Raw genomic sequence first — 26,382 nt, forward strand, 5'->3', positions numbered from 1 at the left:
GGATAACGCCGTATCGGGGTCCGAGCGATTTGCCCGTCGCGGCCGCCAGGCGCGGCAACGACCCCATGACGCTGGGGGGCACGTTCGCGCCGGCGAGGTTGATGGCGGGCAGCGCGGAGACGGCGCTGTTGGCGGCCGGGATCACGCTCGTCCAGCTCGCCGGCACGGCCAGCGGGCCCAGCGACGCGGCGCTGCCGAGGCTGCCGAAGACACCCGAGCCGAGCGAGCCGAGCGCGCCCGCGCCGGAGCTCGCCGCGCTGGCTGCCCCCGACGCCGCGGCCGCGGCCCCGCTGCTGGCGGCATTCGCCAAGCCCTGTGCGGTTTGGGCCATGCCGAGGATGGAGGACATCCCATACAGCGGGGTGGCCGCCGCCGAGAACGCGCTGGGAATGGCGCCGGGTATGCCCGACGCGAGGCCCGTCATGATCGACGAGTCGGTCGCCGTGCTCCCCAGCGTCATGGGGTCGTTGCCGCGCCTGGCGGCCGCGACGGGCAAATCGCTCGGACCCCGATACGGCGTTATCCCGACCGTGATGACCCGCCCGCCGGCCGCCGGATACGCGTAAACCCACGCATGAGCGCAACGGTTTTCCAGGCCCGGTAGTCAAGAAGGAGCGGTAAGTGAAATACACGCCCACCAAGGTCGCCGGGGTGACAATCATCGATTTAGAAATCCACCGTGACCATCGCGGGTTCTCCTCACGGACGTTCTGCGCCAGGGACTTCACCAATCACGGGCTGAATTTCGATGTCTCGCAGACGAATATCGTCTTCAACTACACCCGGGGCACCGTGCGTGGGCTGTACCGTCAGGTGCCGCCACACGCCGAGGCCAAGCTCGTCCGCTGCACGCGCGGCGCCATCGCCGCCGTCGCGGTCGACGTCCGTCCCGACTCGCTGACCTATGGCGACCACGTGATGGTCGACTTGAGCGCCGACGACCACCGGACGCTGTACCTGCCGCCCTACGTTGCGCACGGCTTCCAGACTCAGGTCGACGACACCGAGGTCAGCTACCAGGTCAGCGGGGACTACGCGATGACCGACGAGCAGGGGATCCGTTGGGATGACCCCGAATTCGGCATCTCGTGGCCCATTCCGGTCACGGTCATCTCGGAGCAGGACGCGAGCTGGCCCGCACGCAAACCCAGATTGGTTCCAGTGGAGCAGGTGGCGACATGCATCAGTCGGTAATGATTCGCAACACCGTGGACATCATGCCCAGCCGGCGACCGGTTAAGCCCTGGCCCGCGGACACGACCGCGGTGCGCCGCGGCGACACCAACGGCTCCCCGGCAACCGCCGCTCCGGCGTCCTCGGCCGGCGGCAACGCGTTGCGGCGCTGGCAGGATCAGTACTCGCAGTACCTGCGGATCAGCGACTCGGTGATCGTCTGCGCGTCGGTGCTGTTGGCTCAGTATGTCCGGTTCGGGGAGATCGCGAACACCTCGGGTTACTCGGACCCGACGATGACGCTGTTCTCCTTCCTCTTCGCGGCACTGTGGCTGTCGGCCCTCGCGGTGTTCCAGACGCGCTCGAGCCGGATCATCGGGGCGGGCATCGAGGAGTACCGGCGGATCGGCACGGCATCCTTCTGGACATTCGGGATCATCGCGATGGTCACGCTGCTTGCCAAGGTCGATCTGGCCCGCGGCTATCTGGCCATCGCGCTGCCCGTCGGGACGCTGGCGTTGTTGGGAAGCCGCAGCGGGTGGCGCAAGCACGTCAACCGCAAGCGGGCCGACGGCCATTGCCAGACCCGGGTTTTGGCGATCGGCGACCGCCAGGCGGTGACCCACCTCGCGCACGAACTGGCCCGCAATCCGCTGGCCGGCTGCATCGTGGTCGGTGTCTGCATCCCCGGTTATGGTCCGGGCCGCGGCAACACGCTGACCATCGGCGGCCGGGAAATCCCGATCCTGGGCGACCAGACCCATGCGGCCACCGCTATCGCCAGCTGCGGCGCGGACACGGTGGCGCTGACGCAGACGGATCACTTTGGGATGCACGGGATCCGGGAGCTGATGTGGCAGCTCGAGACGATGGACGTCGACCTGGTGGTGTCCCCCGGTGTGATGGACGTGACCGCGGCGCGCCTGACGCTGCGCCTCACCGCGGGCCTGCCCCTGCTGCACGTCGACAAGCCGCAATACGAAGGGGCACACCGCTTTCAGAAGCAGGCCTTCGACTTCCTGTTCTCGCTGGCGGCGCTGGTCGCCACCGCGCCCATTCTCATCGCTGCTGCCATCGCCATCAAGCTGACCAGCAGGGGACCCGTCTTCTACCCGTCGGAACGCATCGGCGTCGACGGAAAGCCCTTCACGATGCTGAAGTTCCGCACCATGACCGACGGGGCGGACACCCAGCTCGAGCAACTGCTGTCACTCAACGAGGGCGCCGGCGGCATGCTGTTCAAGATGCGCGACGACCCCCGGGTCACCCCCATCGGCAAGATCCTTCGCCGCTACAGCATCGACGAGCTGCCCCAGTTCATCAACGTCCTCAAAGGCGACATGAGCGTCGTCGGGCCGCGGCCTCCGTTGCGGCGCGAGGTCGACAACTACGAAAACGACGTGAAGCGCCGGTTGCTGGTCAAGCCCGGAGTCAGCGGACTGTGGCAAGTGAGCGGCCGTTCGGACCTTTCCTGGGAAGAGTCGGTGCGGCTGGATCAGTCCTACGTCGACAACTGGTCGATGTCAGGCGATCTGGTGATTATCGCCAAGACGGTGAAAGCGGTACTCACAAGCCACGGAGCCTACTAGGCTCGCGAGCCATGACCGAGCCGACGGCAGCCGATGCGGTGGTGCCGTCGGTGCCGCTCACCCGGATGGCGCACGCGTTCTCGATCCAGTTGATCTGCCGCGCTCTGGGCATGCTGGCCTCGGTGGTCTCGGTGGCCATGACCGCTCGCTATCTGGGGCCCGGGCGTTACGGCCAACTCTCCATCGCGGTGCTTTTCATCGCCATGTGGACCAGCCTGGCCGATCTCGGCATCGCAACGGTGATCGTGCGCCGGGTGACCTCCGGCCGCGGCGATCTGGAGCGCCTGGTGCGCATCAACAGCGGCCTGGCCCTGATCTATTGCGTGCCACTGGCGGTGCTGGCCGCCGTCTCCGGATTGCTCATCTATCACGACCCCGAGGTGCGAGTGATGCTCGTCGTGCTCTCGGGAGCGTTGCTGATGCAGACCATGGTGACCCGTTTCGAGCCGGTATTTCTTGCCACCGTCCGATTCTCGGCGGTGGCCATCTCCGACGTCGCCGCCCGAACGGGCACGCTGGCCATGGTCGCCTGCCTGGTTGCGATGCGGTCGGACGTCATCTGGTTCGCCGTCGCGCAGCTGATCCCGCCTGCCGTGCAGCTGCTGATCCAGGGCGCCGCGGCGACGCGGCATATCTCGGTGCGCCCGATCTTCGCACCGCGGGAGGCGGCCGACCTGTTACGGGAAAGCCTGCCGCTGATCGGTTTCCTGGTGGTCGGCCTGCTGTACTGCCGCGCCGACGGTGTGATCCTGTCCTTGCTGAGCACGCATTCCGAAGTCGGGGTGTACGGGCTGGCCTTCACGGTCGCGTTCAACACCATCGTGGTCTCGCTGATCTTTCACAAGTCGACGCTGTCGACGGCCACCGAGCTGTTTGCGCGTGACGTCGCCGCGTTCGCCGGCTTTCTGCGCCGCAGCGTCGAGCTGATGTATTTCGTGGCGGTCCCCGTCGCCGTTGTCGGCGCGCTGCTGGCCGGGCCGTTGATCGAGTTCTTCGGCGACAAGGCGTTCGTCGAGCGCGGCACGCCGACGCTGGCGCTGCTGTTCGTCGCGGCGGCCCTGCGTTTCGTCGGCGGCACCCTTGGCCAGGGATTGGTCGCCAGTCATCATCAGCGGATCCTGTTCTGGTTGACGATGGCCACCCTGGTGCTCAACGTCGCACTCAACCTCAGCCTTGCGGGGCGGTACGGTGCGGTCGGGCCGGGCGTCGCGCTGGTGTGCACGGAGTTCTTCAACATGATGGTCAGCACCTGGTGGTTGCGCCGTCACTGCGGCTACCGCACGCCGGTGCTGTTCGTGCTGCGGTTGCTGATCCCGACGGCAGCGAGTGTGGCTGTGGCGCTGCTACTTTCGGGGCATCACGTCGTCGTGGTCCTGCTCGCCGCCGCGGCGGCCTACCTGGCCACCAGCGCCGTCGCGGGCCCGCTCGGCTGGTCGAGCCTGACCTCCCTGCGCCGCAATCAGCTGGCGGCATGAAACGCACAACGGATCGGGCGTATCTGAAGCGTCCGGTCGGCGAGCCGACCGACCTGCCCACCGTCCGCTCGCTGGCGGTGCTCATCGCGCACCGTCGCAGCCACGAGTCGCTACAGCGCTGCCTGGCCAGTGTCGCCGAGCAGCTGACCGCGGCGGCGGTCTACGTCTACCACAACAGCGACGAGGAACTTCCCGGACGAGCCGAGCTGACCGCGGAATACCCTGCGGTGCAATGGGTGTCGAAACCGGGCAATGTCGGCTTCGCCGCGGCGTGCAACGCGCTGGTGGACCACGCCCCCGCCGACGCCGACCTGTTGGTGCTCGATCCCGACGCCCGGCTGCTGGGCCCGCTCACCCGCACCCGGGAGTTACTTCGCGAGCCTCGGGTGGCGGCGGTTTCACCGATTGTGCGGGCCGCCGAAACCGGTTGGGCACCACGGGACCTCGCAACGATACGGCCGAGACCCGTTGCGGGCGCGACCGTGCTGGCGATCAACCGCGCTGCCTGGAACGCCATCGGCGGTTTCGACGAGGAATTCTTCGGCTCCGGCGAGGCCGCCGACTGGCAGGCCCGGGCCCGCGCTGCGGGATGGCGCGTTCTGTCGGTTGACGAGCTCGGCGCCGAACGCGCCACCGCGCCGCCCGCTGACGGCGATGCGGGCCGCGATCAGGACCTGCGCCGGGCCAACGCCGCGCTGCTGCTCGAGCACCAAAAGAATGTGCACCTCGCCGACGCGTATCTGGCCGGCGCCGCCCTGCTGGACCGGTTGCGGCGGCCACCGCGGGTCGCGCGTGGGGCCGCCCGAAGCCGCCGCACGCCGCTGCCGACGGTCGTGATCACCACCAACCGCCTGGTCTACGGCGGGGCCGAGCGGCAAAAGGCGTTGCTGGCAACGGAATTGGTCCGTCGCGGCTTCCCGGTCACCATCGTCTGCGTTCAGCGGCTCGGCCCCCTGATCTCGGAGATTCCGGACGCCGTGCGCGTCGTGCGCCAACCCTGGTGGGCGCCGATGGTCGACGTCGCCGAGGGTCCGGCGGTGGTCGTCACCGGCGACACCAACACCGAGGTGGGCTTTGGTAGTTTGTGGCGCGCGGCCGGCCGAAAGCGGCGCTGGCTGGTTGCGCCGCACGTCCCCCCCGCGGAGGACCGGCCCATCTATTCGCGGCCGTTGATGGCGGCGATGCGGCGTGCCGACGGATTCATCGTGTTGGCGCACCGGCATTGGGACATGCTGGTCGCCCAGCATCGGCTGCGGGGACGGCGATTCATCGCACCCAACGGTGTCGCGGACATCGGCGAGCCGAGCCCCCGGCAGCGACCTGGCGGCGAGCCGCTGCATTTGGTGATGCTGTCCCGCATCGTCGAACACAAGAACCCCCACCTGCTGATCGAGGCGCTGAGCGGGCTCGACGGGATGCCCTGGCGGTTATCCATTTTCGGCGACGGACCCGACCGGGAGAGGCTGCAGGCGGCCACCCCCGCCGGCCTGGGCGAGCGGGTGCAGTGGCGCGGCTGGTCGGCGGGGCCCGGCCCGGCCCTGGCCGACGCGGATCTGCTGTGCGTGCCGAGCCGCTCCGAGGCCTTCCCGGTGGTGATCCTCGAGGCGATGTCGCGCGCCATACCGGTTGCGGCGTCGGCGGTTTGCGCTGTCCCGGAGATGCTGGACTTCGGCCGGGCCGGATTCCTCGTCGAGCCCGTGTCGGTCTCGGGCTGGCGAGAACAGCTGTCCCGGATCTTGGCCGACCCGGGCGCGTTGCCGTCGGTGGGGCAACGTGGCTACGAGCGCATGCGCAAGCACTACACGGTCGAGGCGATGGCCGATGCCTACCTCGATGCGATCGGGGCCGTGCTGTGAATTCGCCCCGGGTGCTTTGGCTTTCGCCGTGGACACGGCCGGCGGTGCGCGTGCAGGCCGAAGCGCTGCTGCGCCACGGCGCCGACGTGTTATTGGTGACCTCCGACCAGCACCCGGAGTCCGACGCCGCGCGCGATTACGAGTTGGTGCTCGACCCGCGATTCCGCAGCGGCGCAACGTGGCTCCCGACACTGCGGGCCTGGCGCCGCATCCGCGAGTACCGGCCGGACGTGGTGATCGCCGAACTGGTCAGAGATCCCCGCTGGATCGCGCTGGCCGGACGGGTCCCACGCATCCAGGTGGTGCACGACGATCGGCCACACGATCCCGACGAACTGACGCCGGCCTACGAACGTGCGGTCTTCGACCGCTGGGGCGCCCGTTCGGCGGCCACCCTCACCTACAGCGATTACGTCGCGACCGCCGTCGCCGCGCGCCGCGACATCGCCGGCACGCCCGTGCATGTCGTGCCGCTGGCCAGCGACCTCGACCTGGACCGGCTGCCGGCGTTCGTCGGGCCGCAAGGGCGCCGCGATTTCGTGATGTTCGGCCGCCTCAACCCGTACAAGAACGTCGACGTCGTGCTGCAGGCCTGGCAGCGACATGTGCTCGGGGGCGCCTGGCGCGGAGACGATCTGGTGCTCATCGGCGGCGGGTCACTCGAGGCGACCGCCCTGCCCAAACACGCGCGCTGGCGCAACGGCAGCTTCCGTTACGCCGACGTCATCCCGGCGCTGGCCGCCGCGAAGGGTTCGATCGCCCATTACCGGCGTGCTTCGCAAAGCGGCGTGCAAGTGCTCTCGATGCAATTGGGCGTGATGCCGATCGTGTCCACCGCCGGTGCCCTGCCCGAGTACCAGCCACCGGGTTGTCCCCCGGTCGGCATCGACGACGTGGCCGGGCTCGCCGCCGCATTCGACGCCCTGGCCGACCCCGACGTCGCCGCGGCGCAAGGGGCCGAGGCCGCACGCCATTACGCACTGCGGTGCTCGGTCGAGCTGGTCGCGGACCGCTTGCTGGAGGTTATCGCCGCGGTGACGACGGCCCGGCGGCGCTGACCTGAAACGCTCAGGCCAGTCCACGCCAGAATGTCTCGAGCCATCCGGTCAGCTCGCGGGCCCGGCCCAGCGCATCGGCGGGTGCCACCCGAGACCGCGTCGCCGCGATCGCCGCTGGAAGCTCCTCCATCTGCCGGACCACGGTGGCCAGGCCGCCCGCCTCCAGCTTCTCGGCGAACGGCAGCTGGTGCTCGTCGACGTGTTCACCGAGCCGCGAGCGACGGGGCACCACCACTGGATGCTTGCCCTGCTCGATGCACAGCAAGGCCGATCCGGCGCCGGCGTGGCTGATGGCCACCGATGCGGACCGGATCTGGTCACAGACGTCCCCGAAGGACAGGAAGCGTTCGAACTTCGCGTGGCGCGGTTCGTAGCGGCAGGTGCCGAGCTGCACGAAAAAGTCCTCCCCGGCCGTGCCCGCCCGGGCCAGCTCGTCGACCGCGCGGGCCAGCCGGTCGAACGGGTGCACCTCCATCCCCATGATCACGAAGATCACACGATCCTCCCGTGATATTCGGTGCGGGGAATGCGGTCGACCAACTCGGGCCACTGCACCAGAAACCGGGAGGCGAAAGGCTTTACCATCCGGGCGGTGAGGGACAGCTCGGTGATGCGGGTGATCGACTCGACGAAGACGGTGGGGATTCGCAGCAGCCAGGCCAGCCAGAGGAACGGGGCGGCCACGCCCGATCCGGTGGTCAGGATCATCGCGGGCCGGTGGCGGATCAGCAGCCGCAGCGCCAACACCAGATTGCGCAGCAGGTTGGGAACATTGCGGACGGTGGGGTGCGCCGCCCAGTAGATCTCCTTCTCGTCGCGCAGCAGGTACCGGGCGTCGGCGGTGGGAAAACTCACCCAGAACCGATCTTTGTCCTGCCAGAACTCCCGCAGGCAGAACATTTCGTAGATGTGCCCGCCGGAGGACGCGATGAGGAGCAGGCGGCCCATGTCCTCCCTCATCTCAGGCGCTCGCGACCAAACGCGGCCGCACGACAAGAGCTTTCGCTCCCGCCCTCACCGCACGAGGCGCGGTGGCAGCTCAATGGTAATGAACCCGGCCTCGCCTCAATCGCGTTCTGGCATATACCAACGAAACTCGGCCGGCACCGGGTGGATGTACGCCGCCGACGGGCGGCGGGCGACGAGATCGACGAGATCGCCGAAATCGGCAACCCACCGATGCTAACGTCATCATCGTTGCGTTGAGCGCCCCTAGAGCAGGCGATCTCACTGCGTACGAGGACAGGGATGCCCGTATGTCTTGATAGGCGTCGGCGCAGCGATCGACTGCGCGGCGGCCGTGCTGCATCCGTGCACCGGGCGCCATCATCCGAGCAAAGTGGAACCCCTCCCGCCCCTGCGGCTCGACACCTTCGCCGCACACGTCGCCGCGGGACTCGAACGAAGAGTGAAAGGCGCACACGATGATTCGTACGGCCCTGGTCGGTCTCGGAAAGATGGGGCTGTCGCATCTCGCGATCCTGCGCACGCATCCAGACCTGGACGTGGTGGGCATCTGTGATTCGGCCGGCTATGTGCGCGACGTCCTGTCCAAATACACCGGCCTGAACTGTTATGACGACTTCGACCGGATGCTGGCGGCGACCGACGCCGAAGCGGTCGTGGTCGCCGTCCCCTCCAGGCTGCACGCACCGATCGTCGAAAAGGCGCTAACGGCTGGGGCACACGTCTTCTGCGAGAAGCCGTTCGTGCTCGATGTCACGGATGGCGAGCGGCTGGTGACCCTGGCGGAGACGCGGGGGCTCGTCACCCAGGTGGGCTATCACTGCCGCTTCATCGGCTCCTTCCGGGAGGCGGCGCGGATCGTCGCCTCCGGCGCGCTGGGGCGCATCCACCATGTCCGCGCCGAAGCGTACGGTCCGGTGGTGCTCCGGGAAAAGGGCAGCACCTGGCGGGGCGTGAAGGCCGAGGGTGGCGGCGCCCTCTACGACTACGCCTGTCACGCCATCGATCTGATCAACTTCGTGGCCGGCGTGCCGCATTCGGTCGACGGGGTGGTCCGCCAGAGCGTGTTCTCGCGCGACGTCGACGACGAGGTCTACTGCACCATGCGCTATCCCGACGGCGCGACCGGGCAGCTGTGCGTGAACTGGAGTGACGAGAGCTTCCGCAAGATGTCGACGAAGGTCTCGGTGTGGGGAACCAACGGCCGCATCACCGCCGACCGCCAGGAGTGCCAGATCTACCTGCGTGAGGCGCACCCCCGGCTCCCCGAGTTCGGCAAGGGCTGGACCATCCGGTACACGACCGACCTCACCGAACAGGTGTGGTATTACCTTCGCGGCGAGGAGTATTCGGCGCAGATCGACTACTTCGCCAACAGCGTCAAACAGAACCGGGTGGACGGCGAGAACACGTTTCGCTCGGCGCTCGACGTCGATCGGGTGGTCGGCATGATCACCGGCAATCCGGCCTCCGTGGCGCCGCCGCAGGATGCGGTGAACGGATCCCCGCGCGGCGCCTTGCGGCGCGAGATCGTCGCGCGCATCAAGAGACTCGCCACCTCGAAGGCATCGTGACCATGGACCGCGTGCTTTTCGGAGACAACCAGTTCTTCGGTGTCAATCACATGTCCGAGGACAAGGCACGGGCACAGGCGATACGCTTCCAGCATCTGCCCGCCGTGCTCGCGACGCTGGACGACGCCTATCGGGAGGGCATCCGCACCTTCGTCTGCACCAGCCACGATCGGGTCGGTGAGATCTGTGATCACTTCCGCGCCAACCGTACCGAATACCCCGACTACGTCTTCTACCCGTGCATGCCGTACGCGCACAAATACGCCAACGCCGTGACCGAATTCGGCATCGTTGAGGCGCTGCGGAAGTTCTTGCCCGACAACGGCGCCGTCAGATCGATGTTCAAGGGCGGCGTCGCGATCGCCAGCAAGGACGTCGAGCCCTTGATGCAACTCCTGGTCGATGCCGAGATGAAGATGTTCGCCGGACTGTCGACGCCCGTCATCTTCATCCAGAACGTGGTGACCGACCTGCTGCTCGGGCTCGGAATGGACGAGGCCTTCCGGCTGTTCTCCGACCATGTCAGGCTCAAGTACGACGCCGAGCCGGGCTTCATCACGATGAACCTGCCCAGGCTCCTCGATGCGCTCGACAGGCAGGGCATCGAAAACCCGATCGTGTGCGCCAATTTCAACAAGATCGGCTTCCGGATGTGCGGCGGTGTGGAGCTTTACGAGAAGACCGTCCGCGAACGCCGGTGCCGGCTGATCGCGATGTCCGTCCTCGCCTCGGGCGCGATCCCGCCGCGCGAGGCGATCGAGTACGTCTGTAGCCAGCCGCAGATCCGGTCGATCGTGTTCGGCGCGTCCAGCCGCGCCAACATCGCGCAGACGAAGTCCCTCATCGACGACATCTGGGCAACGGCGACGTGACCGCGCCGCGAGCGTCCGCAAGGCGCCGGGCAAGGCGGACGCCCAACGCGATCCCGACGAGTGTCGGATTGGCTTGACTGGACGTCGGCAGCACCGACGTGCTGGCCACATGTAGGCCGCGGACGCCGTGCACCTGCAGTTGCGGGTCCACGACGCCGTCCTGCGGCGAATCCGACATCCTGGTGGTTCCCGCCTGGTGGAAGCCGGTCCGCTTCGCCATGTAGGCACGCACCGACGCCTCGACGTCGTCGGTCAGCCACTCCACGTAGCCCGCGCCGTGGCGACGTAGGTGCTCGTCGATCGCGACGATCGCCTTGCGCACGCTCTGGTAGTCGGCCTCGGAGAAGTGCATATGGGTGCGAATCCGCCTCATGCCCAGGGCATCTCGCTCGTCGGTCAGCTCGACGCGACTTTCCCAGTGCGGAAGGTGCTCGCCGTGGTATTGCAGCAGGTAGTGGTTGTCGGCGCTCTTGACGAAGAATCCCGGTGCCTTCCTGCCCTTGCGCAGGAACCGGGCGTAACAGAACTCGAACGCGAAGCGGATCGATCCGATCAGGTCTCGCACGATGTTGCGCAGGTGCGCGACGATGCGCGGCGGTCCGTCCGTCTTCGTGTGTGCCTCACGAATGGCGCCGGCGAGCAGGAACCGGCCGAGCGGCGAGATGAGGGTCAGATAAACCCCCGACAGAATGCCGCTTCCGTGGCCTGGATCGCTGATCGGCGGATTGACCAGCCAGACTGCGGCATTGGGCATTCCGGATTCACGCAGCAGGTGCGGGTCGAAGGTGAAGCGCCGGCGAACGTAGACACCGTCGTTGTCGCGTTCGTACCCATAGAGGATCTGGTCGGTGTTGAACTGCACACGCGCCACCCGGCTCTCGACGTGAGCCATGTACCACCGACCCAGGTGCCCGCCCGCATTTCCCAGCCCGCCGGGATGATGGCGGTCCGACGCCAGCAGCAGACGGGTGGCCTCCAAGCCGCCGGTCGCAACGATGTAGTCCGTCGCGACCACTGTGCCCTGCCGGCCGTCGAGCGTCTTGACCACCAGATGATCGACGCGGTCACCGGACGGCGGCGTCACGATTTCGGTGCAGGTGAGACCGGTCCACAACGTCAAACCGGGAGCGTCCCGCAGTGCGGTGCGGTATTCGCGACCGAAACGCGTTGGCAGGGCCCAGCGTTCGAGGTCCGTCGTGCGCACCCGGCCGTCGGGCAGTCCACCGATCATGTCGCGGTGCGCGATTTCGGGGATATCGCGCGCGTTGAAAGCCGCCCGGCCGCAGGCCGCCCAATCGCAGGCGCGTTGCAGATACGGCTCGACGTCGTCGTGCCCGATCGGCCAGGGCGCCTGCGCGGTGAGGGGCCGATCCGCGAAATCAATGGGGTCGAACTTGACACAGCGCCCGCCCCACAGCGCCGAGGTCCCTCCGACCTGCCGGCGGACCGTGAGTTCGCTGCGCGAATGGAAGTAGTCGTCCTGGCGCGAATCGAAGCTCGACAATTCCTGCGCCGCCCGGTCCATGCGCTCGAGGCCACTTTCGATGAGCGTCACCTGCACGCCCGCCGCCGCCAGCTCGAGCGCGGTCGCGATGCCGATCGGGCCGGCCCCAACGATCGCCACGTCGGTCTCGATGGCGATGCCGGGCGCGAAGTGGGCCACGCCGCGGATCACGCGGCCGCCCCCGCACGAAACTCCTTGACCAGAGCCAGGAATCGCGACACGGTCTGCGCGTCCGGCGGCGACGAGACGGCCGTCGCCGCCTCGGCGACGCGGCGGGGCCTGGTGCTGCTGTAGAGAATCGCCGGGCACCCGGTTGCGGCCGCGGCCGATCCGAGGATCAGCGTCGAAAGCGTGCCGGGAGCCAGCGGATCGGTCTGCAGGGCTTCGCGCCAGCGTCCCGCCAAATCCGGGTCGGCCCGCAACGCTGCCGTGAGTTGTCGGTACGGCGCGCTCAGGACGCCGAAGGCGAGGTCGGCGGGTCGCGGCGCCGGGTTGAGCAGGTCGCTGCGCAGCTGGCTCACCCCGTCGGGGGCGAAGGTCCGGGCAAAGTCCGTGTCGAGCCCCTCGTCCTGCGAGACGCCCCAGGCGCGGATCTTGCCCTGCCGGCGGGCGCGTTCGAAGAATTCGCGGAGTTCGTCGCCGGCCACCGTGTCGCCGGGCCGCGGGGCGTGCACGAACAGGATGTCGACGTAGTCGACGCCGAGCGCCGCGAGGCTCTGGTCCAGGCTGCGCGCCGCGATGGCCGCGTCGTACACGCGGGCGGTCTGCGATGGCGCCTGGCGCCGCTTGACGGAGCGGCGCAGCGCGGGCGCCTTCCGGAGCAAAGCCCGTGCGGGACTTTGGAATCGGGCGAGGCGGCGCGCCGTGCCGCCCACGTCGATGCCGAACTTGGTCGCGACGGTCACGGTGTCGCGGTCGACCGTGCGCAGGAACGCTCCCAGCTCGGCCTCCGCCCTGCCCAGGCCGTACATCCGCGCGGTGTCGAAATGGGTGATGCCGGCGGCCAGCGCGCTGGCCAGCACGGCCATCCGCTGCTTCCGCGAGGGCGACTGCATCAACGAGCCGCATCCGAAACCGATTGCGCTGACCGCCAATTGCGGTCCCTGAAGTTCAACCCGCCGCAACGCCACAGCCCTCGTAGATCTGGCGCAGCCGCGCGTCGATGACCGCGGGGCTCCGGGTGGCCGCGATGTGCTGCTGTCCGCGCCGCCCGTCGCGCTCGGCCAAATCCGGGTCGCGCAAATAGCGTCCGATCGCCGCGGCCAGTGCGGGCACGTCGTTGAGCGGGACGATCATGCTCGGATCCGGGGCGATCTGCGCCGTCCCGCCGACGGGAGTTGCCACAAACGGTCGCGCCCCGGCGAGGGCCTCGGTCAGGATCATCGGCATGCCCTCGGCGGACGACGGCAACGCGACCACGCGAACCGAGCGGAGCAGCTCACGGACGGCGTCGGGATGCACCGGGCCTTCGACGGTCAGCCGCTCCGTCTGCGGCGGCGTGTAGTCGTCGATGGGACCGACTATGCGACAACGCCCTTCGATCCCCTCGGCGAGCAGCAGCCGCCACGCCGCGACGAGTTTGTCGACTCCTTTACGCCGCCCGACGGCGCCGGCGAAAAGCACCACGGGCGGCGTGGAGCCGGCCCCGGGGGCGTCCCGATCAACGACGATCGGGTTCGCCACGATGGTGGTTGCCGTACTGGGCGCCACCCCGGCAACCGCGGCGGCCGCGTCCTGCGACAGGGTGATGACATGGTCCGCCTGGCGCAACGTGGCGCCCACAAACCGCGGATTCGCTTGGGCGAACTCGGGAAAGTCCGAGCCGTGGACCGTGACGATCACCCGGAGGCCGCGCGCTCTGGCCAGGCGGATCAGGGATCCCTCCCGCAACCACGCGCCGCCGTTGGAGATGTGAAAGTGCACGATGGTAGCGCGGGGTGCTCGCGACAGCACCAACCCCGCACGGGCGGTGAGCAATAGGCTCCTGACGTGGTGGTGCGGGCCCGCCCACGTGGACAGGACCCGGATCTCGTCGGCGCCGATCCTGTTGTCGCGGATCACCCGGATCACCGACTGCGTCCCGCCGATGCTGTACATGTCGGGCCCCACGTGCGTCACCGCGATCATGTTCGGCCCGCGCGGGCGCCGTCAGCGGGCCGTGGCGATGCCGGCATTGCCATGATCGATCGGACCGGACGTCGGCGCGGGGTCGGCGTCGGTCGGGGCCGCGTCACCGCTCCTGCGCCGCAGGCCGGCGTATCCCATTGCGGCGCCCAAGGCCACACCCAGGCCCAGCGCGTCCATCGGCATCTCCGGCAGCGGCCAGACGGCGGATATCGCAAGGAGTCCGGCGGCGACCGCCGCGCTGATTTTCGCCGCGGCCGGCGCGCAGCGCAGCGCCAGGATCACGGGTGTGAGCGCGAATATCGCGAACACCGCCATGCCCACCGCTCCTGCCTTGGCAAGCCACCACAGGTAGAAGTTGTGGGAGTAGGCGGGATAGAGGTACAGGTGGAACTCGTCGTCCCCGGTTGGTGGCTGATAGACGTAGCCCAGGCCATGGCCGAACACCGGGGCCTGGGCGATGGTCTCCTTGAGCAGATTGATTTCCCGTAATCGTTCCAACGCCGAATCGTCCACTGCCAGTGCGCTGGACGTCACCCCGCCGAGCACCCGCTGATTGAAGGCGGCGTATTGATCGCTGAGCCACGCCCCGGTTTTCGAGCGTTGCAGCAAGAACAGCGACCCGGGCACCGTCACCGCGATCATGGCCAATCCGACCGTGGCGGTGGTGATCGTGCGCCGCACCGCCGCCCAGCTCAGGCTGCCGACCAACGCCACGCCGGCCGCCACCCCCATGGAGATCAGCGTGTTGCGGGAGAAGGATAACAGCGAGATGCTCAGCGCCGGCGGGCCGAGTGCGAAATACATTGCGGGCCTTACTCGTCCGACGATCGGGGCAGCGACCAGGGCGGACAAGATGGCGGTGGCCGGCGTTTGGGTGGACAGGATGATGCGCACGGCCTGGCCGGCACCCGTGGCGCCCTCCAGGCTTTCCGCGCGGCCGGCCAGCCGGATGGCGAACAGCGAACTCACAATCGCCATGCCCGCGGAAAACCACAGGATCACGATCATCACCCGGATCGAGAATTTGACGTGACCGCCGTAGACGACGAACAACGCCAACACGAATCCGATGGCCATTTCGATCATGGTGGTCGATTCGCGCATCACCACCAGGTCGGCATGGCCGGTTTCGAACCCGGTGACGGTGGACCAGACCACGGTGAGCACCAACAGCCCCGGCAACAAGAAATCATGGGCCCGCGGACGCACGGTCGGGATCAGGTAGCAGATCGCGAGCACCGCGGCCACGTGGTAGGCGTAGATGGTCACGGGGCCAATGACTTTGCCGACGTGCAGGCCTTCGGGCAGCGCCGCGAAGGCACCGAAGAGCGTGACCGCCACCATTCCTTCGGGTTTCACCCAGTAGACGACCACGCAGAACAACGCGGCGGTCAGCAGCACTCCCTCGGTGGTTCGGCGGACCGAGAACACGCCGAACGCGAAACACCCGAACACGAACATCGCCAGCAGCGTTCCCTCCACCGCCAGGCGATGACGAGCCCGCAGGTAGAGGTTCACGCCGACCCGCTGGCCTTCGATCGGTAGGCGCGGTCCGCCGCCCTGATGTGCAGGGATTGGCGCGCATCGACCAACACGGTCCCGACGACGTGCGCGCCGGCGGCACGCAGAGCGGTCAGCGCATCGTTGAGCTCGTCGGCCGTGGTGCGCCGCGCCCGCACCACCAACACCGTCGCGTTGACGGCACCGGCCAGCAGCCCGGCGTCGGCCGTCGCCAGGACCGGGGGACCGTCGACCACGATTCGATCAAAGCGCGACGACAATTCCTGCAGGACCCGGTCGAGCACTTCCGGCAAATAGGCACTGGCGGGCAAACTCTCGCGGCGCGCGGACCGCGACGCCAGGATGAACAGCCGCGAAATCGGCGTCGGCTTCACGGCTTCCGCGGCGATGGCGGGGTTGGCCAACGCGTTGCCCAGTCCCTCGCCGGATTCGACCCGCAGCAGGCCCGCCAGCACATGCCGGCGACTGTCGCCCTCGACAAGCAGTGTGTCTTCGCCCATTTCGGCGAGCGCGAGCGCGAGGTTCATCGCCGTCGTCGTCGTGCCTTCGCCGCCGAACGGCCCGGTCACCAGCACCCGGCGGGCCTCCGGTCCTACCGCCCTGAGCAGCCGGGTGCGCAGGCCACGGACGGCATCGTCGGATGCCGCGTCGGTGCCGAAGCGCGGAACGGTGCCGCGCTTTCCGGGCAGCTCCGCCAAAATCGGCAGGCCTGAAACGCCTTCCAGCTTCTCGCGGGTGCGAATGGTGCGGTCGCTGGCCTCGCGGGTCAGCGCGACCGCGATGGCCAGAAGGACACCGGCGATGAACCCGATCACCATGTTGCGCATCGGCACCGGCGAGACCGGAACGGTGGGCACCCGGGGCGGCTCGACCACCGTCGCTCGGGCCGCCGGCCATGGTTTCCCGGTGGGGCCCGTCGTTGCCGGCACGTCCGGCGACGGGGTCGGCGGCGCGGTCGTTTCAGCCGGCTCGGGGCGCTGCACCGGGGTCACCGGACCGCTGACGCCGTTGGGGACCGGGGCCTGACCGAGCGTCGGGACGATCACGCCGAACTGATTGGCCATCGCGCCCGCCAGCGCGGCGGCCCGGGCCGGATCGGTGTCTTTGACGCTGATCGTGAAGAGCACCGATTTCGCAGTGTATTTCACCTGCGTTTGGCTCAGCACCTCGTCGGTGCTCAGGGGAAGCTGAAGCTGGCGGATCGCGCGCTCGGCCACAATGCGGCCGCCGGCGATCTGGGCATACGACGACAACCGTTCTTGTGCCGCCTCTGTGCCGCTGTACAACTCGTTCAGGTCGGTCGCACCCGAAAACGAAATCAGGACCGTGGCCGACGACTGGTAGTGCTTCGTCTGCAATGCCGTAACGAATGCGGCGCCGACGGTACAGGCCAATAAGGCGGTGAGTGCGAGTTTCCAATGCAGGCCGAGAATCCGGACAAAGGTGCGGAAATCCATCGGCTGATAACCTCCCTAAAACCTCAGGCGCGAATTGCGTCGCTCGCGATTTCTAGCACCGGCCGCGCTTACCCACTGCAGATTATGCAGCATCGTCACGTTCGCATTGCCGAAATCGCCAGCCGCGCCTTGCCGGTGCATCAATTCGCGCGAGTCTGCGCATCCCGCGGCAGGTCGAGCGTCGCAAGCGCATAGCAACCTGCACCGTCGCGCCCGTCGCGAGCCAGCCGCATGGGCGGATAGTTCACCACATGGGTGGCTCCCGGCTTGTGTTGTTGCCAATCCACCGCCGCGCACAACGTGTAGTGCCCCGGCGCCAAGCCCGAAAGGTCGACGTGCACGGACTCGGTGGCAGACGTCGGGACGGGCTCCCTGCGTGAGCCATCCCCGAGTTGGGATTGGATCAGCGTCTTGAGCGGCACCGTCGCGGGAATCGAACGGACCACCGCCCCAGAGAAATCGACCAGCCGGTAGCCGGGCACCCAGTTCTCGGTGGCCGCGGCGGCGCCGTAATTCGTCCAGGTGACGGTCAGTGTCGCCTTGCCGTCGTTCACCGATTGCGATCCCTGGCCCGCCTCCACCGAATATCGGTATCCGGCGACGACGTTGGCTTGCGCCCACAGCAGGTACAACCGGGGGTCCATCGGAGCGGTGGCGTCCACGGCCGGGAAGTTGTAACTGGATGTCATCGACACGTGGTACTTGACGACGTCGTCGAGGCCCTTTTCGTAATAGGTGCGTGGATCGGTCCCGTCAGGCAGTTGACACCATTCGGTGATCACCAGGGCCGAGGCCATCCGGTTTCTCAGTGCGCCAACCAGCGGATCCTTCGACTGCACATAGTGCGAGCCGTCCTTTTCCGCCCAGGCGGGCAGCGGTGGCTGGACCCCGAGGCAATCAGCACGGATACCCACCGGCGCGGACAGTTTCTTCGTGACATCGTCGGCGAGCAGTTGGCGCACGATTTCCGGGTTCAGCGCCGTCGTCACCAATTGTGTGTGCGGAAAGGCGTTTACGGTGGCGGCGACCAACTGTTGAATGGAGCCGGCGGTGATGTTCTGGTCACGGAACTGGCTGTAATAGCCGAGCTTGGCGACGCTCTCGTCGGGTGCCGGGCCGGGCGCACCCAACGTGTCACGCAGATACGAGATGTGGTTCTCGCTGAAATCGCCGTAGCCGGAGAACTCGAAAACGGACAGCCGCTCGTCCCCGTCGTAGCGGCGGCCCAGCGCCGCCAGCAACTGACCGAATGCGTTGAGGTAGTTCGGGTCGTTCCAATTCGGAACGACATGCGTGACTCCGGGCGTCCACCAATAGCGTTGTGGACCGGTGTAATTGGTGGCCGCCGAGCGCAGCCAGTCCGGCATGGCGATGTTGGTGTTGTTCGCATAGGTGTTGTCGCAACACGAGTTGTAGGCGACCACCCGCAGGGTCAACCGCATGTTGCGGCCGGCCAGCTTGGCCAGCGCGTCATCGATCACGCTGAAATCGAACCTGCGCTCGTCGGGAGCGTCGGGCGGCAACGTGCTCGGGTCGGTGGGCTGCAACTGTCGCCACGGCACCCGCAAGCTGGCGTCGAACGATGCGGGCCACGCCGGATACCGATGCTGCGCGCGATTGCCTTGCGGGAACAGCGGTTGCAAGAGATCCTCATACTGGCCGCGCAGCGGATTCGATACGTCCTGTACCGACAACGGTATGGCGGGACTGCCAATCGCGGTCAGCGGCGAAGGGTCACCGCCGCGTCCGCATCCGCTCAGCACCAACCCCAGGCACACGGCGACGACAAGGATCTTCCGGTGTCGATTTGTCCGGACCATGATGTCTTTCGCTAAACCGCGTCGGGCGACAACGGCTCGCGGTAGGCGAGCAACGACATCGGCATGCACCGGCCGGCATGCACCGTCTGGATCAAACGCATCGACTGCTACCTCTCTGGTGGTTCGCGTTTCGCTACCGTCGTTGACCCGTTGGCTGACGTCGCATGGTGGTGTGGGATGTCAAGGGTTACAACAGGCTATAGCCCACACCCGGAGCGCACCGGCAAATCCGGGTGGTCAGTTCGTTCACCGCACCCGGGGCCGCCGGCGGGTCGACTAAGCTGATGGCTCCGCGAATCGGGCAGGAGATCACCGAAGATGGCTGTCGCACGCTCGGTCAAACGTTGGCTCGCACCTGCGGCACAGAAACTCGCACCGCGCCGGTTCTGGCGGCGCAAATTCCGCATCCTGCAGAGCCTCGGGCAATCCCGCCCGGACATCCAGCTGGTGGCGTCGTTGTGCGATCCGCGCCGGATCTCCTTGGACATCGGGGCCGACCTCGGCGAGTTCACCATCGCGATGCTGGCCTCGTCGCGATCGGTGATCGCGTTCGAACCGCGACCGGCCCAGGCCCGCGATCTGGCATCGATGTTCGACGCGGTCGGCGCCGCGGTGCAAGTCGAAGCGGTGGCGTTGTCGGATGAGCCCGGCGTGATGACCATGCGGGTGGTCGCGTCCGAGCCGGGCCGCAGCACAATCGAGGCCGGCAACGCACTGGGCGACGTCAGCGACGGCACGATTCGCAGCATCGAGGTGCCGGTCCGACGCCTCGATGATCTCGGCCTCACCGACATCGGCCTGATCAAGATCGACGTCGAAGGCCACGAGCTCGCCGTGTTGCACGGCGCCACAAAGACACTCACACAGCAGCGCCCGGTCATCGTGGTGGAGGCCGAGGAACGCCATCATCCCAATTCGGTCGCCGAGATCACCGGACTGCTGCAGGGACTGGGCTACGCGGGTTACTTCGATCTCGATGGCGTTCGACGGCCGATCGCGGAGTTCGACCCGGCCCAGCATCAGGATCCGGCCAACGTTGGCAGCCAGGAAGACGGTTGGGCGGGTCGCGGCGTCTATGTCAACAACTTCGTCTTCGTGCCCGAGGGCGCCTGAGGGGCTGCTACAGCGACCCCATCGACGACGACTCGCGATCGGCGAGAAACGGCATCGGCATCCACCGCGCGGACAGCAGCGCTTCCATCGCGTCACCCGGCAGCGGACGCGAGAGCAAAAAGCCCTGCGCCCGGTGGCACCCGTGTTGCATCAAAGTCAGTGCGGCAGCGGGCGTCTCGACCCCTTCGGCCACCACTTCGAGGCCGAAGGCCTCGGCCAGCCCGATGATCGCGCGCACGATGGCCAGGTCGCCGGCGTTGGTGCCGACGTCGCGCACGAAGCCGGCATCGATCTTGAGCATGTCGACCGGCAGCGACTTCAGGTGTGACAGGACGGCGTAGCCGGTGCCGAAGTCGTCGATGGCGATCTGCACGCCCACGTCCTTGAGCTCCGCCAAGGTCTTTCGCGTGGTGTCGATGTCGTGCACCACCGCGCGCTCGGTGATCTCCAGGCACACCGATTCGGCATCGATCCCGAACTCGCCGATGGTGTCGGCGACGCTTTCCACGAAGCCGCGGCTGATCAGCTGAATGGGTGACACGTTGATGCGCAACATGGCGCCTTGGCCGACGCCGATGGCGCGCCACCCGCTGAATTCGGCGCAGGCGCTGCGCATCACCCAGCTGCCCAGCTCCGCGGCCAGGTTGGTCGATTCGGCCACCCCGATGAACGCGTCGGGCAACAGCAGCCCCCAGACCGGATGGCGCCAGCGCACCAGCGCCTCGGCGCCCACGACGGCGCCGGTCCACAGGTCCACCTCGGGCAGGTAGTGCAGGATCAGGCCTTCGCTTTCGATATCGCCCTGCAGGTGCAGCTCGATGTCGTTGCGGAAGGCGCGTTTCAGCGACATGTCGTCGGTGGACACCGCGGTCTGGTTACCGCCGGCGCGCTTGGCCGTCAGCACGGCCTCGTCGGCTCGCCGGAGCAGATCGGCGCAGTTGTCGGTTCCCGGCGCGCCCATCGCCAGCCCGATGCTGACGGTGCGGCTGATCACGTGCCCGCCGATGGTCAATCGGTCGCACAGCATCGCCGACAGGCGACGCGCGAACGCCTCGGCATCCTCCGACGACATCGGCCGGTCCGGGATGACCACGAACTCGTCGCCGCCCAGCCGGGCGATCATGCTCTCGCTGCCCGCGCACTCCTCGATGCGTTGGGCGAACATGCGGATGAACCAGTCGCCCGCGGTGTGGCCGAGGTAATCGTTGATCGGCTTGAGCCGGTCCAGGTCGAGGTAGAAGACCGCGACGGGCCCGGGGCTGTCGGCCGCGAGCCGTTCGGTCAGGTGCGCGACCAGCGCCCGACGGTTGTAGACGCCGGTCAGGTCGTCGTGTTCGGCGAGATAGCGGAGCCGTTCTTCGGCGGCGATGCGCGCTTGCAACTGAGCGAACAGGGCGGCGACCGCCTCGAGCGTGTTGATCTCCTCTTGTTTCCACCGGCGGGCGCCGAACTTGACGAAGCCGAGCACACCGGTCGTCGCGTCGGCGGACACCAGCGGCGCGACGGCCAGCGAGGGCGTGACCGGTGCCGTGCGCTGGTTGAGCCAGCGGCGAAGCCCGCCGGCGGACTGGTTCGGGCGGGTCACCACCGGCTTCCTGTCGCGTTCGCATCGAGCGAGCACCGACTCGGCGCCGTCCAACTCGAGATCGGCCATCGGATCCGGATCGGCGGCGCCGGCTCGTCGCGGCCACTCGGCCACCAACACCGAGGCGGCGGCGTCGGGCTCGTGGTGACGCAGGAAGCTGGCGTCCACATCGAATTGCTCGACGAGCTGCGCGAGGACCCTTTCGCTGACCCGGGTCGCCGTGGACGCCGTGGCCTCCATCAGCTGGGTGGCGACGGAGGTGACCACCAGGTTCAAGCTGCGCGGCACGGGTCCTCCGATACGGGGCACACGGCGACCCGTTCGAGTACCCGTCGAAGGGGTCCGATAGTTCGCTCGGTTGTTTGCTGGTTGCATTTCGAACCGCGCCGCGGCGCGGCCGAAATCCGTCTGGAAACGGTAACACGCAGATCCGGCTCCATCGGGTCTTACGACGAGATGCCGGTGGGCGGTGCACGGCGTGCCCCGCGGCGGGTCACTGACCGTTTGCTGAGGCCGCGTCGCTCGGGATGTCAAGTGTGGCAATCGGATACAGCCCGGAGCCGTCTCGCCCGTCGCGGGCCAGGGCCATGGGCGCATAGTTCACCACGTGTGAGGCGCCCGGCGTGTGCTGTTGCCATTCGACGGAGGCGCGCAGCGTGTAATGCCCGGGCGCGAGGCCGGTCACGTCGACATGCACCGACTCGCTGGCCGACTCCGCAACCGGTTCCTCACGCGATTGGCTGGACTCGTCGTGGACCAGCGTCTTGAGATTGACCGTGGCCGACAGTGTGCGAACCACCGCGCCGGAGAAGTCCACCAGCTTGTAGCCGGGCGCCCAGCGTTCGGTGGCCGCCGCCGAGCCATAGTTGGTCCACACCACCGAGATGGTCGCCACCTTGTCCTGGATCGATTGCGATCCCGGCTTCGCCTCGACCGAATACCGGTAACCGGCAGCGGTATTGGCCTGGGCCCATACCTGGAACAGCTTGGGATCCATCGCCGACGTCGCATCGCGGTCCGGGAAATCCGCACTCGACGTCATCGACACGTGATACCGGATGACGTCGTGCAGGCCCTTCTCGTAATACGACCGGGCGTCGGCCCCGCTCGGCAGTCGGCACCACTGGCTGATCACCAGCGCCGTCATCAGCCGCTGCTTGATGGCGTTGACGACCGCGTCGTTGGAGCGGACGTAGTGCGAGTCGTTGGCCTCGGCCCATTCCGGCAAGGGCGCCTGCACGCCGAGGCAATCCGCGCGGATCCCGACCGGCGCGGACAATTTCTTGGTGACGTCGTCGGCGAACAGTTCGCGGACGATCTCCGGATTCTGCGGAGCGACGACCAGCTGGGTGTGCGGGAAGGCGTTGACGTTGGCCGTGACCAACTGCGCGATCGAGGCCTTGGTGATGCTCTGATCGCGAAACTGGCTGTAATAGCCCAGCTTTGCGGCGCTTTCGTCGGGAGTGGGGCCCGGCGCGCTCAGCGAATCGCGCAGGTAGCCCAGTTGGTTCTCACCGAAGTCGCCGTACCCGGAGAACTCGAACACCGACAGGCGCTCGTCGCCGTCGTAACGACGACCGAGCGCGGCCAGCAGCTGGCTGACGCCGTTGAGGTAGTCGGGGTCGTTGAAGTTGGGCACCACATGGGTGACGCCCGGGGCCGAACCGGTCGGCGGCGCGGGATAACTGGCGGCCGAGGGGCGCAGCCAGTCCGGAATCGCGATGTTGGTGTTGTCCGAATACGAGTCGTTGCAGCAGGACTTGTAGACGTACACGCCCAGGGTCAGACGCATGTTGCGGCTACCGAGCTTGGTCAGCGCGTCGTCGATCGAGCTGAAATCGAACTTGCGGTCGTCGGGCGCATCGGGGAGCAACGTGCGCGGATCGACGGGCTGCAACTGCCGCCAGGAGACGCGCAGGCTGGCGTCGTACGACGCGGGCCATGCCGAGTAGCGCTGCTGAGCCGGGTTGCCTTGCGGGAAAAGCGGATTCAGCATCTGCTCGTACTGGCCGCGCAGCGGGTTGGGGATCTCCTGCGCGGTGGGCGGGATGGCCGGACTGACCATCGCCGACAGCGGTCCGGGATCGCTCTTGTCGCCGCAGCCGCCGAGCACCACCACCGCGCACGCGACAGCGGCCAGCGCGCGTTTCCTCAATGAGCACACGATGGCCACCGGCGTCAGATCGCGACCGACGACAAAGGCCCGCGAGGGCTGCGCGACTGAGCCGGTGCCGGCGCGGCGCCGGGCCCAGTCACAGCGAAGGTCGTCGTCAAGGTTGCTTCCCCCAATACACACCCGTGCGCGGGTAAGTGGCCCCAAATTTCGCGCTTTCCAGTGGTGCGTGCATCCGGTCCGGGGCAGGCCACGAATTGGCGTAGCGCAGCGTATCACGCGCCTGTCGGCGTGGCGTCGTCGCAGCTCAGCGGGGTTCGGGCGGTCGGTTGACCGGTGGCGCCGATGACGGGCAGTGAGACGGGTCACAATTGCGGGCGAGCCTGTCACGCTCGTCGGGTCTGCGGTGTCTCAAGGGCACAGGTCCTCACGAATAGGAGACAGCCATGACCGAGTCGGTCCCCGAACGAACCCATGTCGTCGTTGTCGGCGCCGGATACGCCGGCACCCTCGCCGCCAACCATCTGCGCCAACGCCCGGACATCGACATCACCGTGGTCAACCCCCGACCGGTCTTCGTCGAGCGCATCCGGCTGCACCAGCTGGTTGCCGACACCGGCACGGCGACCGCCGACTACGCGACGCTGCTCGGCGAGGGCATCCGGTTGATCGTCGACAGCGTCGAGGTCATCCAGGCCGCCGACCGCCGGGTGCTGCTGACCTCGGGCGCCGAGCTGGACTACGACTACCTGATTTACGCCGTGGGAAGCACGGGCGCGCCAGGGTCGACGGTGCCCGGCTACACGGAATACGCGCATTCGGTCGCCGACCTGGAAAGCGCGCAGCGGCTGCACTACGCGCTCACCGATCTGCCGCTGCCCGCGCCGATCACGGTGGTCGGTGGCGGGCTGACCGGCATCGAGACCGCCTCCGAGCTGGCCGAGGGCGGACGCCCGGTGACCCTGGTGTGCGGTCCCGTCCTCGGTCCGTCGCTGAGCAAGCGGGGCCGGCGCTCGGTGGCCAAGCGGCTGCGCCGCCTGGGGGTCAATGTGCTGGAATCGGTGGCCGTGGAAGAGGTGCGCTGGGATGCCGTGGTGCTCAGCGACGGCGTGGTGCTGCCCAGCGCTGCGACCATCTGGACGGCCGGGTTCGCGGTGCCGGACCTGGCCACGCGCAGCGGCCTGCACACCGACCCGATCGGCCGGTTGCTCACCGACGAGACGCTCACCAGCATCGACGACGAGCGCATCGTCGCCGCCGGGGACGCCGCCGCGCCGTCGGGTCAGCCGTTGCGGATGAGCTGCCAGGCCGCCGGCCCGCTGGGTGCCCAGGCCGCCAACACCGTGCTCAGCCGCATCGCGGGCGAGGTCCCCGCGGCGCTGAGCCAGGCGTTCGTCGGGCAGTGCATCAGCCTGGGCCGCACGCACGCCACGTTCCAGATGGCGCGCACCGATGACACCCCGGTGAACATGTACCTCGGTGGCCGGGCGGCGGCGTCGCTCAAGGAAGCGATCTGCAAGGGCACGCTGTGGTCGATCCGGCGCGAGGCCGCCAAGCCCGGTTCGTATCGCTGGATCAAGGGCGGCAAGCGGCCCGCACAGTCACCCGAGGAGGTCGCCGCGCGATGACGCAGGCACCGACCGGCAGCGAGCACGCCGAACGGTTCACCATGCTGCGGCCACTGCTGTTCACCATCGCCTACGAGATGCTGGGTTCGGCGACCGAGGCCGACGACGTCTTGCAGGACAGCTATCTGCGGTGGGCGGCGGTCGACTTGGCGACGGTCCGCGACACCAAGTCGTACCTGGCCCAGCTGGTAACCCGCCAGGCGCTGAACTCGCTGCGGGCCGGTGCGCGCCGGCGTGAGGACTACGTGGGGCCGTGGTTGCCCGAGCCGCTGTTGCTCGAGGAGCAGGATCCCGCCGCCGATGTCGTTCTGGCGGAGTCGATTTCGATGGCGATGCTGGTGGTGCTGGAAACGCTGAGTCCCGACGAGCGGGCCGTGTTCGTGCTGCGCGAGGTGTTCGGTTTCGACTACGGCGAGATCGCCGCGGCGGTGGGCAGGCCGGCGCCCACCGTCCGGCAGGTCGCCCACCGGGCACGCGAACATGTCCGCGCCCGGCGCAAGCGGTTCGACACGGTGGACCCCGAACGCAACGCCGAGATCACCGCGCAGTTCCTGGCCACCGCGGCCGGCGGCGACGTGGAGGCGCTGATGTCCATGCTCGCCCCCGATGCCACCTGGACCGCCGACAGCGGCGGTGTGGTGAGCGCCGCCCGCCGACCGGTGGTCGGCGCCCAGAAGGTGGCCCGCGCCATCGTCGGCCTAATGCGCCGGGCTGCCACCATGGGCGCGACGCGGGTGGAAATGGTGACCTGCAACGGTGCCCCGGCGGTGCTGCTATACCTCGGCGACCAGCTCGAAGGCGTGATCACGCTCGAGATCACCGGCGACAAGATCACCAACTTCTACGTGATGCGCAACCCGCAGAAGCTGGCGGCGCTGGCCACCGCCCGCGACATCAGCCGCGGGTGAGCCCATCCGCCCGGTGCCGCGGGGGATGCGAAACGCCGCCGCT

20 protein-coding genes and 2 pseudogenes are annotated in these 26,382 nt (G+C 67.9%); 11 read left to right on the top strand and 11 right to left on the bottom strand.

The genetic code is table 11. From position 1 onward, the window contains the following. Positions 1-448, bottom strand: a pseudogene (locus A5659_RS27500) (PE/PPE C-terminal domain-containing protein); the annotation flags it as partial. On the opposite strand from A5659_RS27500, the pseudogene A5659_RS28895 reads away from it, so the two are divergent. The 6 genes and pseudogenes from A5659_RS28895 to A5659_RS25710 all read left to right on the top strand — a co-directional run. Next, positions 444-566, top strand: a pseudogene (locus A5659_RS28895) (PPE family protein); the annotation flags it as partial. The pseudogenes A5659_RS27500 and A5659_RS28895 overlap by 5 nt on opposite strands. 55 nt (positions 567-621) lie before the next feature. Then, entirely contained in the window at positions 622-1,194 is a 573-nt protein-coding gene (locus A5659_RS25690) for a dTDP-4-dehydrorhamnose 3,5-epimerase family protein (protein ID WP_067022337.1), read from the top strand. Beyond that, positions 1,179-2,762 (top strand): sugar transferase, encoded by a 1,584-nt coding sequence (locus A5659_RS25695; RefSeq protein WP_066871838.1) that lies wholly within the window; start codon positions 1,179-1,181, stop codon positions 2,760-2,762. The genes A5659_RS25690 and A5659_RS25695 overlap by 16 nt, the downstream gene beginning before the upstream one ends. 11 nt (positions 2,763-2,773) lie before the next feature. Next, positions 2,774-4,237 carry an oligosaccharide flippase family protein gene (locus tag A5659_RS25700; RefSeq protein WP_067185181.1) on the top strand — a complete coding sequence of 488 codons (1,464 nt, stop codon included), beginning with the start codon at positions 2,774-2,776 and terminating at the stop codon, positions 4,235-4,237. Then, positions 4,234-6,093, top strand: coding sequence for a glycosyltransferase (locus A5659_RS25705; protein WP_067185184.1), 1,860 nt, complete (start codon positions 4,234-4,236; stop codon positions 6,091-6,093). Before A5659_RS25700 ends, A5659_RS25705 begins: the two co-directional genes overlap by 4 nt. Before the next feature lie 11 nt (positions 6,094-6,104). After that, positions 6,105-7,151, top strand: a complete 1,047-nt coding sequence (locus tag A5659_RS25710) for a glycosyltransferase (protein WP_067185300.1) — start codon at positions 6,105-6,107, stop codon at positions 7,149-7,151. A gap of 10 nt (positions 7,152-7,161) precedes the next feature. On the opposite strand, the gene A5659_RS25715 is transcribed toward A5659_RS25710, so the two are convergent. Continuing rightward, positions 7,162-7,647 carry a glycosyltransferase gene (locus tag A5659_RS25715; protein WP_066882378.1) on the bottom strand — a complete coding sequence of 162 codons (486 nt, stop codon included), beginning with the start codon at positions 7,645-7,647 and terminating at the stop codon, positions 7,162-7,164. After that, complete coding sequence (locus tag A5659_RS25720) at positions 7,644-8,099, bottom strand: polysaccharide biosynthesis protein (RefSeq protein ID WP_066871850.1); 456 nt, start codon at positions 8,097-8,099, stop codon at positions 7,644-7,646. The genes A5659_RS25715 and A5659_RS25720 overlap by 4 nt, the downstream gene beginning before the upstream one ends. 476 nt (positions 8,100-8,575) lie before the next feature. Between A5659_RS25720 and A5659_RS25725 the strand changes: the two genes are divergently transcribed. Then, positions 8,576-9,691 (top strand): Gfo/Idh/MocA family protein, encoded by a 1,116-nt coding sequence (locus tag A5659_RS25725; RefSeq protein ID WP_066871852.1) that lies wholly within the window; start codon positions 8,576-8,578, stop codon positions 9,689-9,691. After that, complete coding sequence (locus A5659_RS25730) at positions 9,688-10,563, top strand: hypothetical protein (RefSeq protein WP_067185187.1); 876 nt, start codon at positions 9,688-9,690, stop codon at positions 10,561-10,563. The genes A5659_RS25725 and A5659_RS25730 overlap by 4 nt, the downstream gene beginning before the upstream one ends. Here A5659_RS25730 and A5659_RS25735 read toward each other — a convergent pair. The 6 genes from A5659_RS25735 to A5659_RS25760 form a co-directional block, all read right to left on the bottom strand. Then, positions 10,532-12,238, bottom strand: coding sequence for an FAD-dependent oxidoreductase (locus A5659_RS25735; RefSeq protein ID WP_067185191.1), 1,707 nt, complete (start codon positions 12,236-12,238; stop codon positions 10,532-10,534). The two genes, A5659_RS25730 and A5659_RS25735, sit on opposite strands and share 32 nt — an antisense overlap. Next, positions 12,235-13,161: an aldo/keto reductase gene (locus tag A5659_RS25740; RefSeq protein ID WP_067185303.1), complete on the bottom strand. Its 927-nt coding sequence runs from the start codon at positions 13,159-13,161 to the stop codon at positions 12,235-12,237. The genes A5659_RS25735 and A5659_RS25740 overlap by 4 nt, the downstream gene beginning before the upstream one ends. 16 nt (positions 13,162-13,177) lie before the next feature. Further along, positions 13,178-14,194 carry a glycosyltransferase family 4 protein gene (locus tag A5659_RS25745; protein ID WP_067185194.1) on the bottom strand — a complete coding sequence of 339 codons (1,017 nt, stop codon included), beginning with the start codon at positions 14,192-14,194 and terminating at the stop codon, positions 13,178-13,180. Between the two features lie 21 nt (positions 14,195-14,215). Then, the gene (locus tag A5659_RS25750) at positions 14,216-15,655 is read right to left on the bottom strand and encodes an O-antigen ligase (RefSeq protein WP_231998018.1); all 1,440 of its coding nucleotides are present in this window, start codon (positions 15,653-15,655) and stop codon (positions 14,216-14,218) included. 53 nt (positions 15,656-15,708) lie between these two features. Further along, on the bottom strand, positions 15,709-17,172 hold the full coding sequence (locus A5659_RS25755; protein WP_066882366.1) for a polysaccharide biosynthesis tyrosine autokinase: 1,464 nt from the start codon (positions 17,170-17,172) through the stop codon (positions 15,709-15,711). 140 nt (positions 17,173-17,312) lie between these two features. Next, positions 17,313-18,992 (bottom strand): hypothetical protein, encoded by a 1,680-nt coding sequence (locus A5659_RS25760; protein WP_231998017.1) that lies wholly within the window; start codon positions 18,990-18,992, stop codon positions 17,313-17,315. Between the two features lie 318 nt (positions 18,993-19,310). On the opposite strand from A5659_RS25760, the gene A5659_RS25765 reads away from it, so the two are divergent. After that, entirely contained in the window at positions 19,311-20,105 is a 795-nt protein-coding gene (locus A5659_RS25765; RefSeq protein ID WP_067141819.1) for an FkbM family methyltransferase, read from the top strand. A 7-nt stretch (positions 20,106-20,112) separates the two neighbouring features. Here the strand turns inward: A5659_RS25765 and A5659_RS25770 are convergent, their stop codons facing one another. Then, positions 20,113-21,978 carry a bifunctional diguanylate cyclase/phosphodiesterase gene (locus A5659_RS25770; RefSeq protein WP_067185205.1) on the bottom strand — a complete coding sequence of 622 codons (1,866 nt, stop codon included), beginning with the start codon at positions 21,976-21,978 and terminating at the stop codon, positions 20,113-20,115. Positions 21,979-22,183: 205 nt separating this feature from the next. Then, on the bottom strand, positions 22,184-23,857 hold the full coding sequence (locus tag A5659_RS25775; RefSeq protein ID WP_067185307.1) for a hypothetical protein: 1,674 nt from the start codon (positions 23,855-23,857) through the stop codon (positions 22,184-22,186). 392 nt (positions 23,858-24,249) lie between these two features. Here A5659_RS25775 and A5659_RS25780 point away from each other — a divergent pair, with 392 nt between their 5' ends. Together A5659_RS25780 and A5659_RS25785 are read left to right on the top strand one after the other, a co-directional pair. Then, on the top strand, positions 24,250-25,431 hold the full coding sequence (locus A5659_RS25780; RefSeq protein WP_067185209.1) for an NAD(P)/FAD-dependent oxidoreductase: 1,182 nt from the start codon (positions 24,250-24,252) through the stop codon (positions 25,429-25,431). Beyond that, positions 25,428-26,339, top strand: a complete 912-nt coding sequence (locus A5659_RS25785) for an RNA polymerase sigma-70 factor (RefSeq protein WP_066882357.1) — start codon at positions 25,428-25,430, stop codon at positions 26,337-26,339. Before A5659_RS25780 ends, A5659_RS25785 begins: the two co-directional genes overlap by 4 nt. Positions 26,340-26,382 lie beyond the last annotated feature (43 nt).

Origin of the sequence: Mycobacterium sp. 1165196.3 (assembly GCF_001673415.1) — a bacterium.
GTDB classification, from domain to species: domain Bacteria; phylum Actinomycetota; class Actinomycetes; order Mycobacteriales; family Mycobacteriaceae; genus Mycobacterium; species Mycobacterium europaeum_A.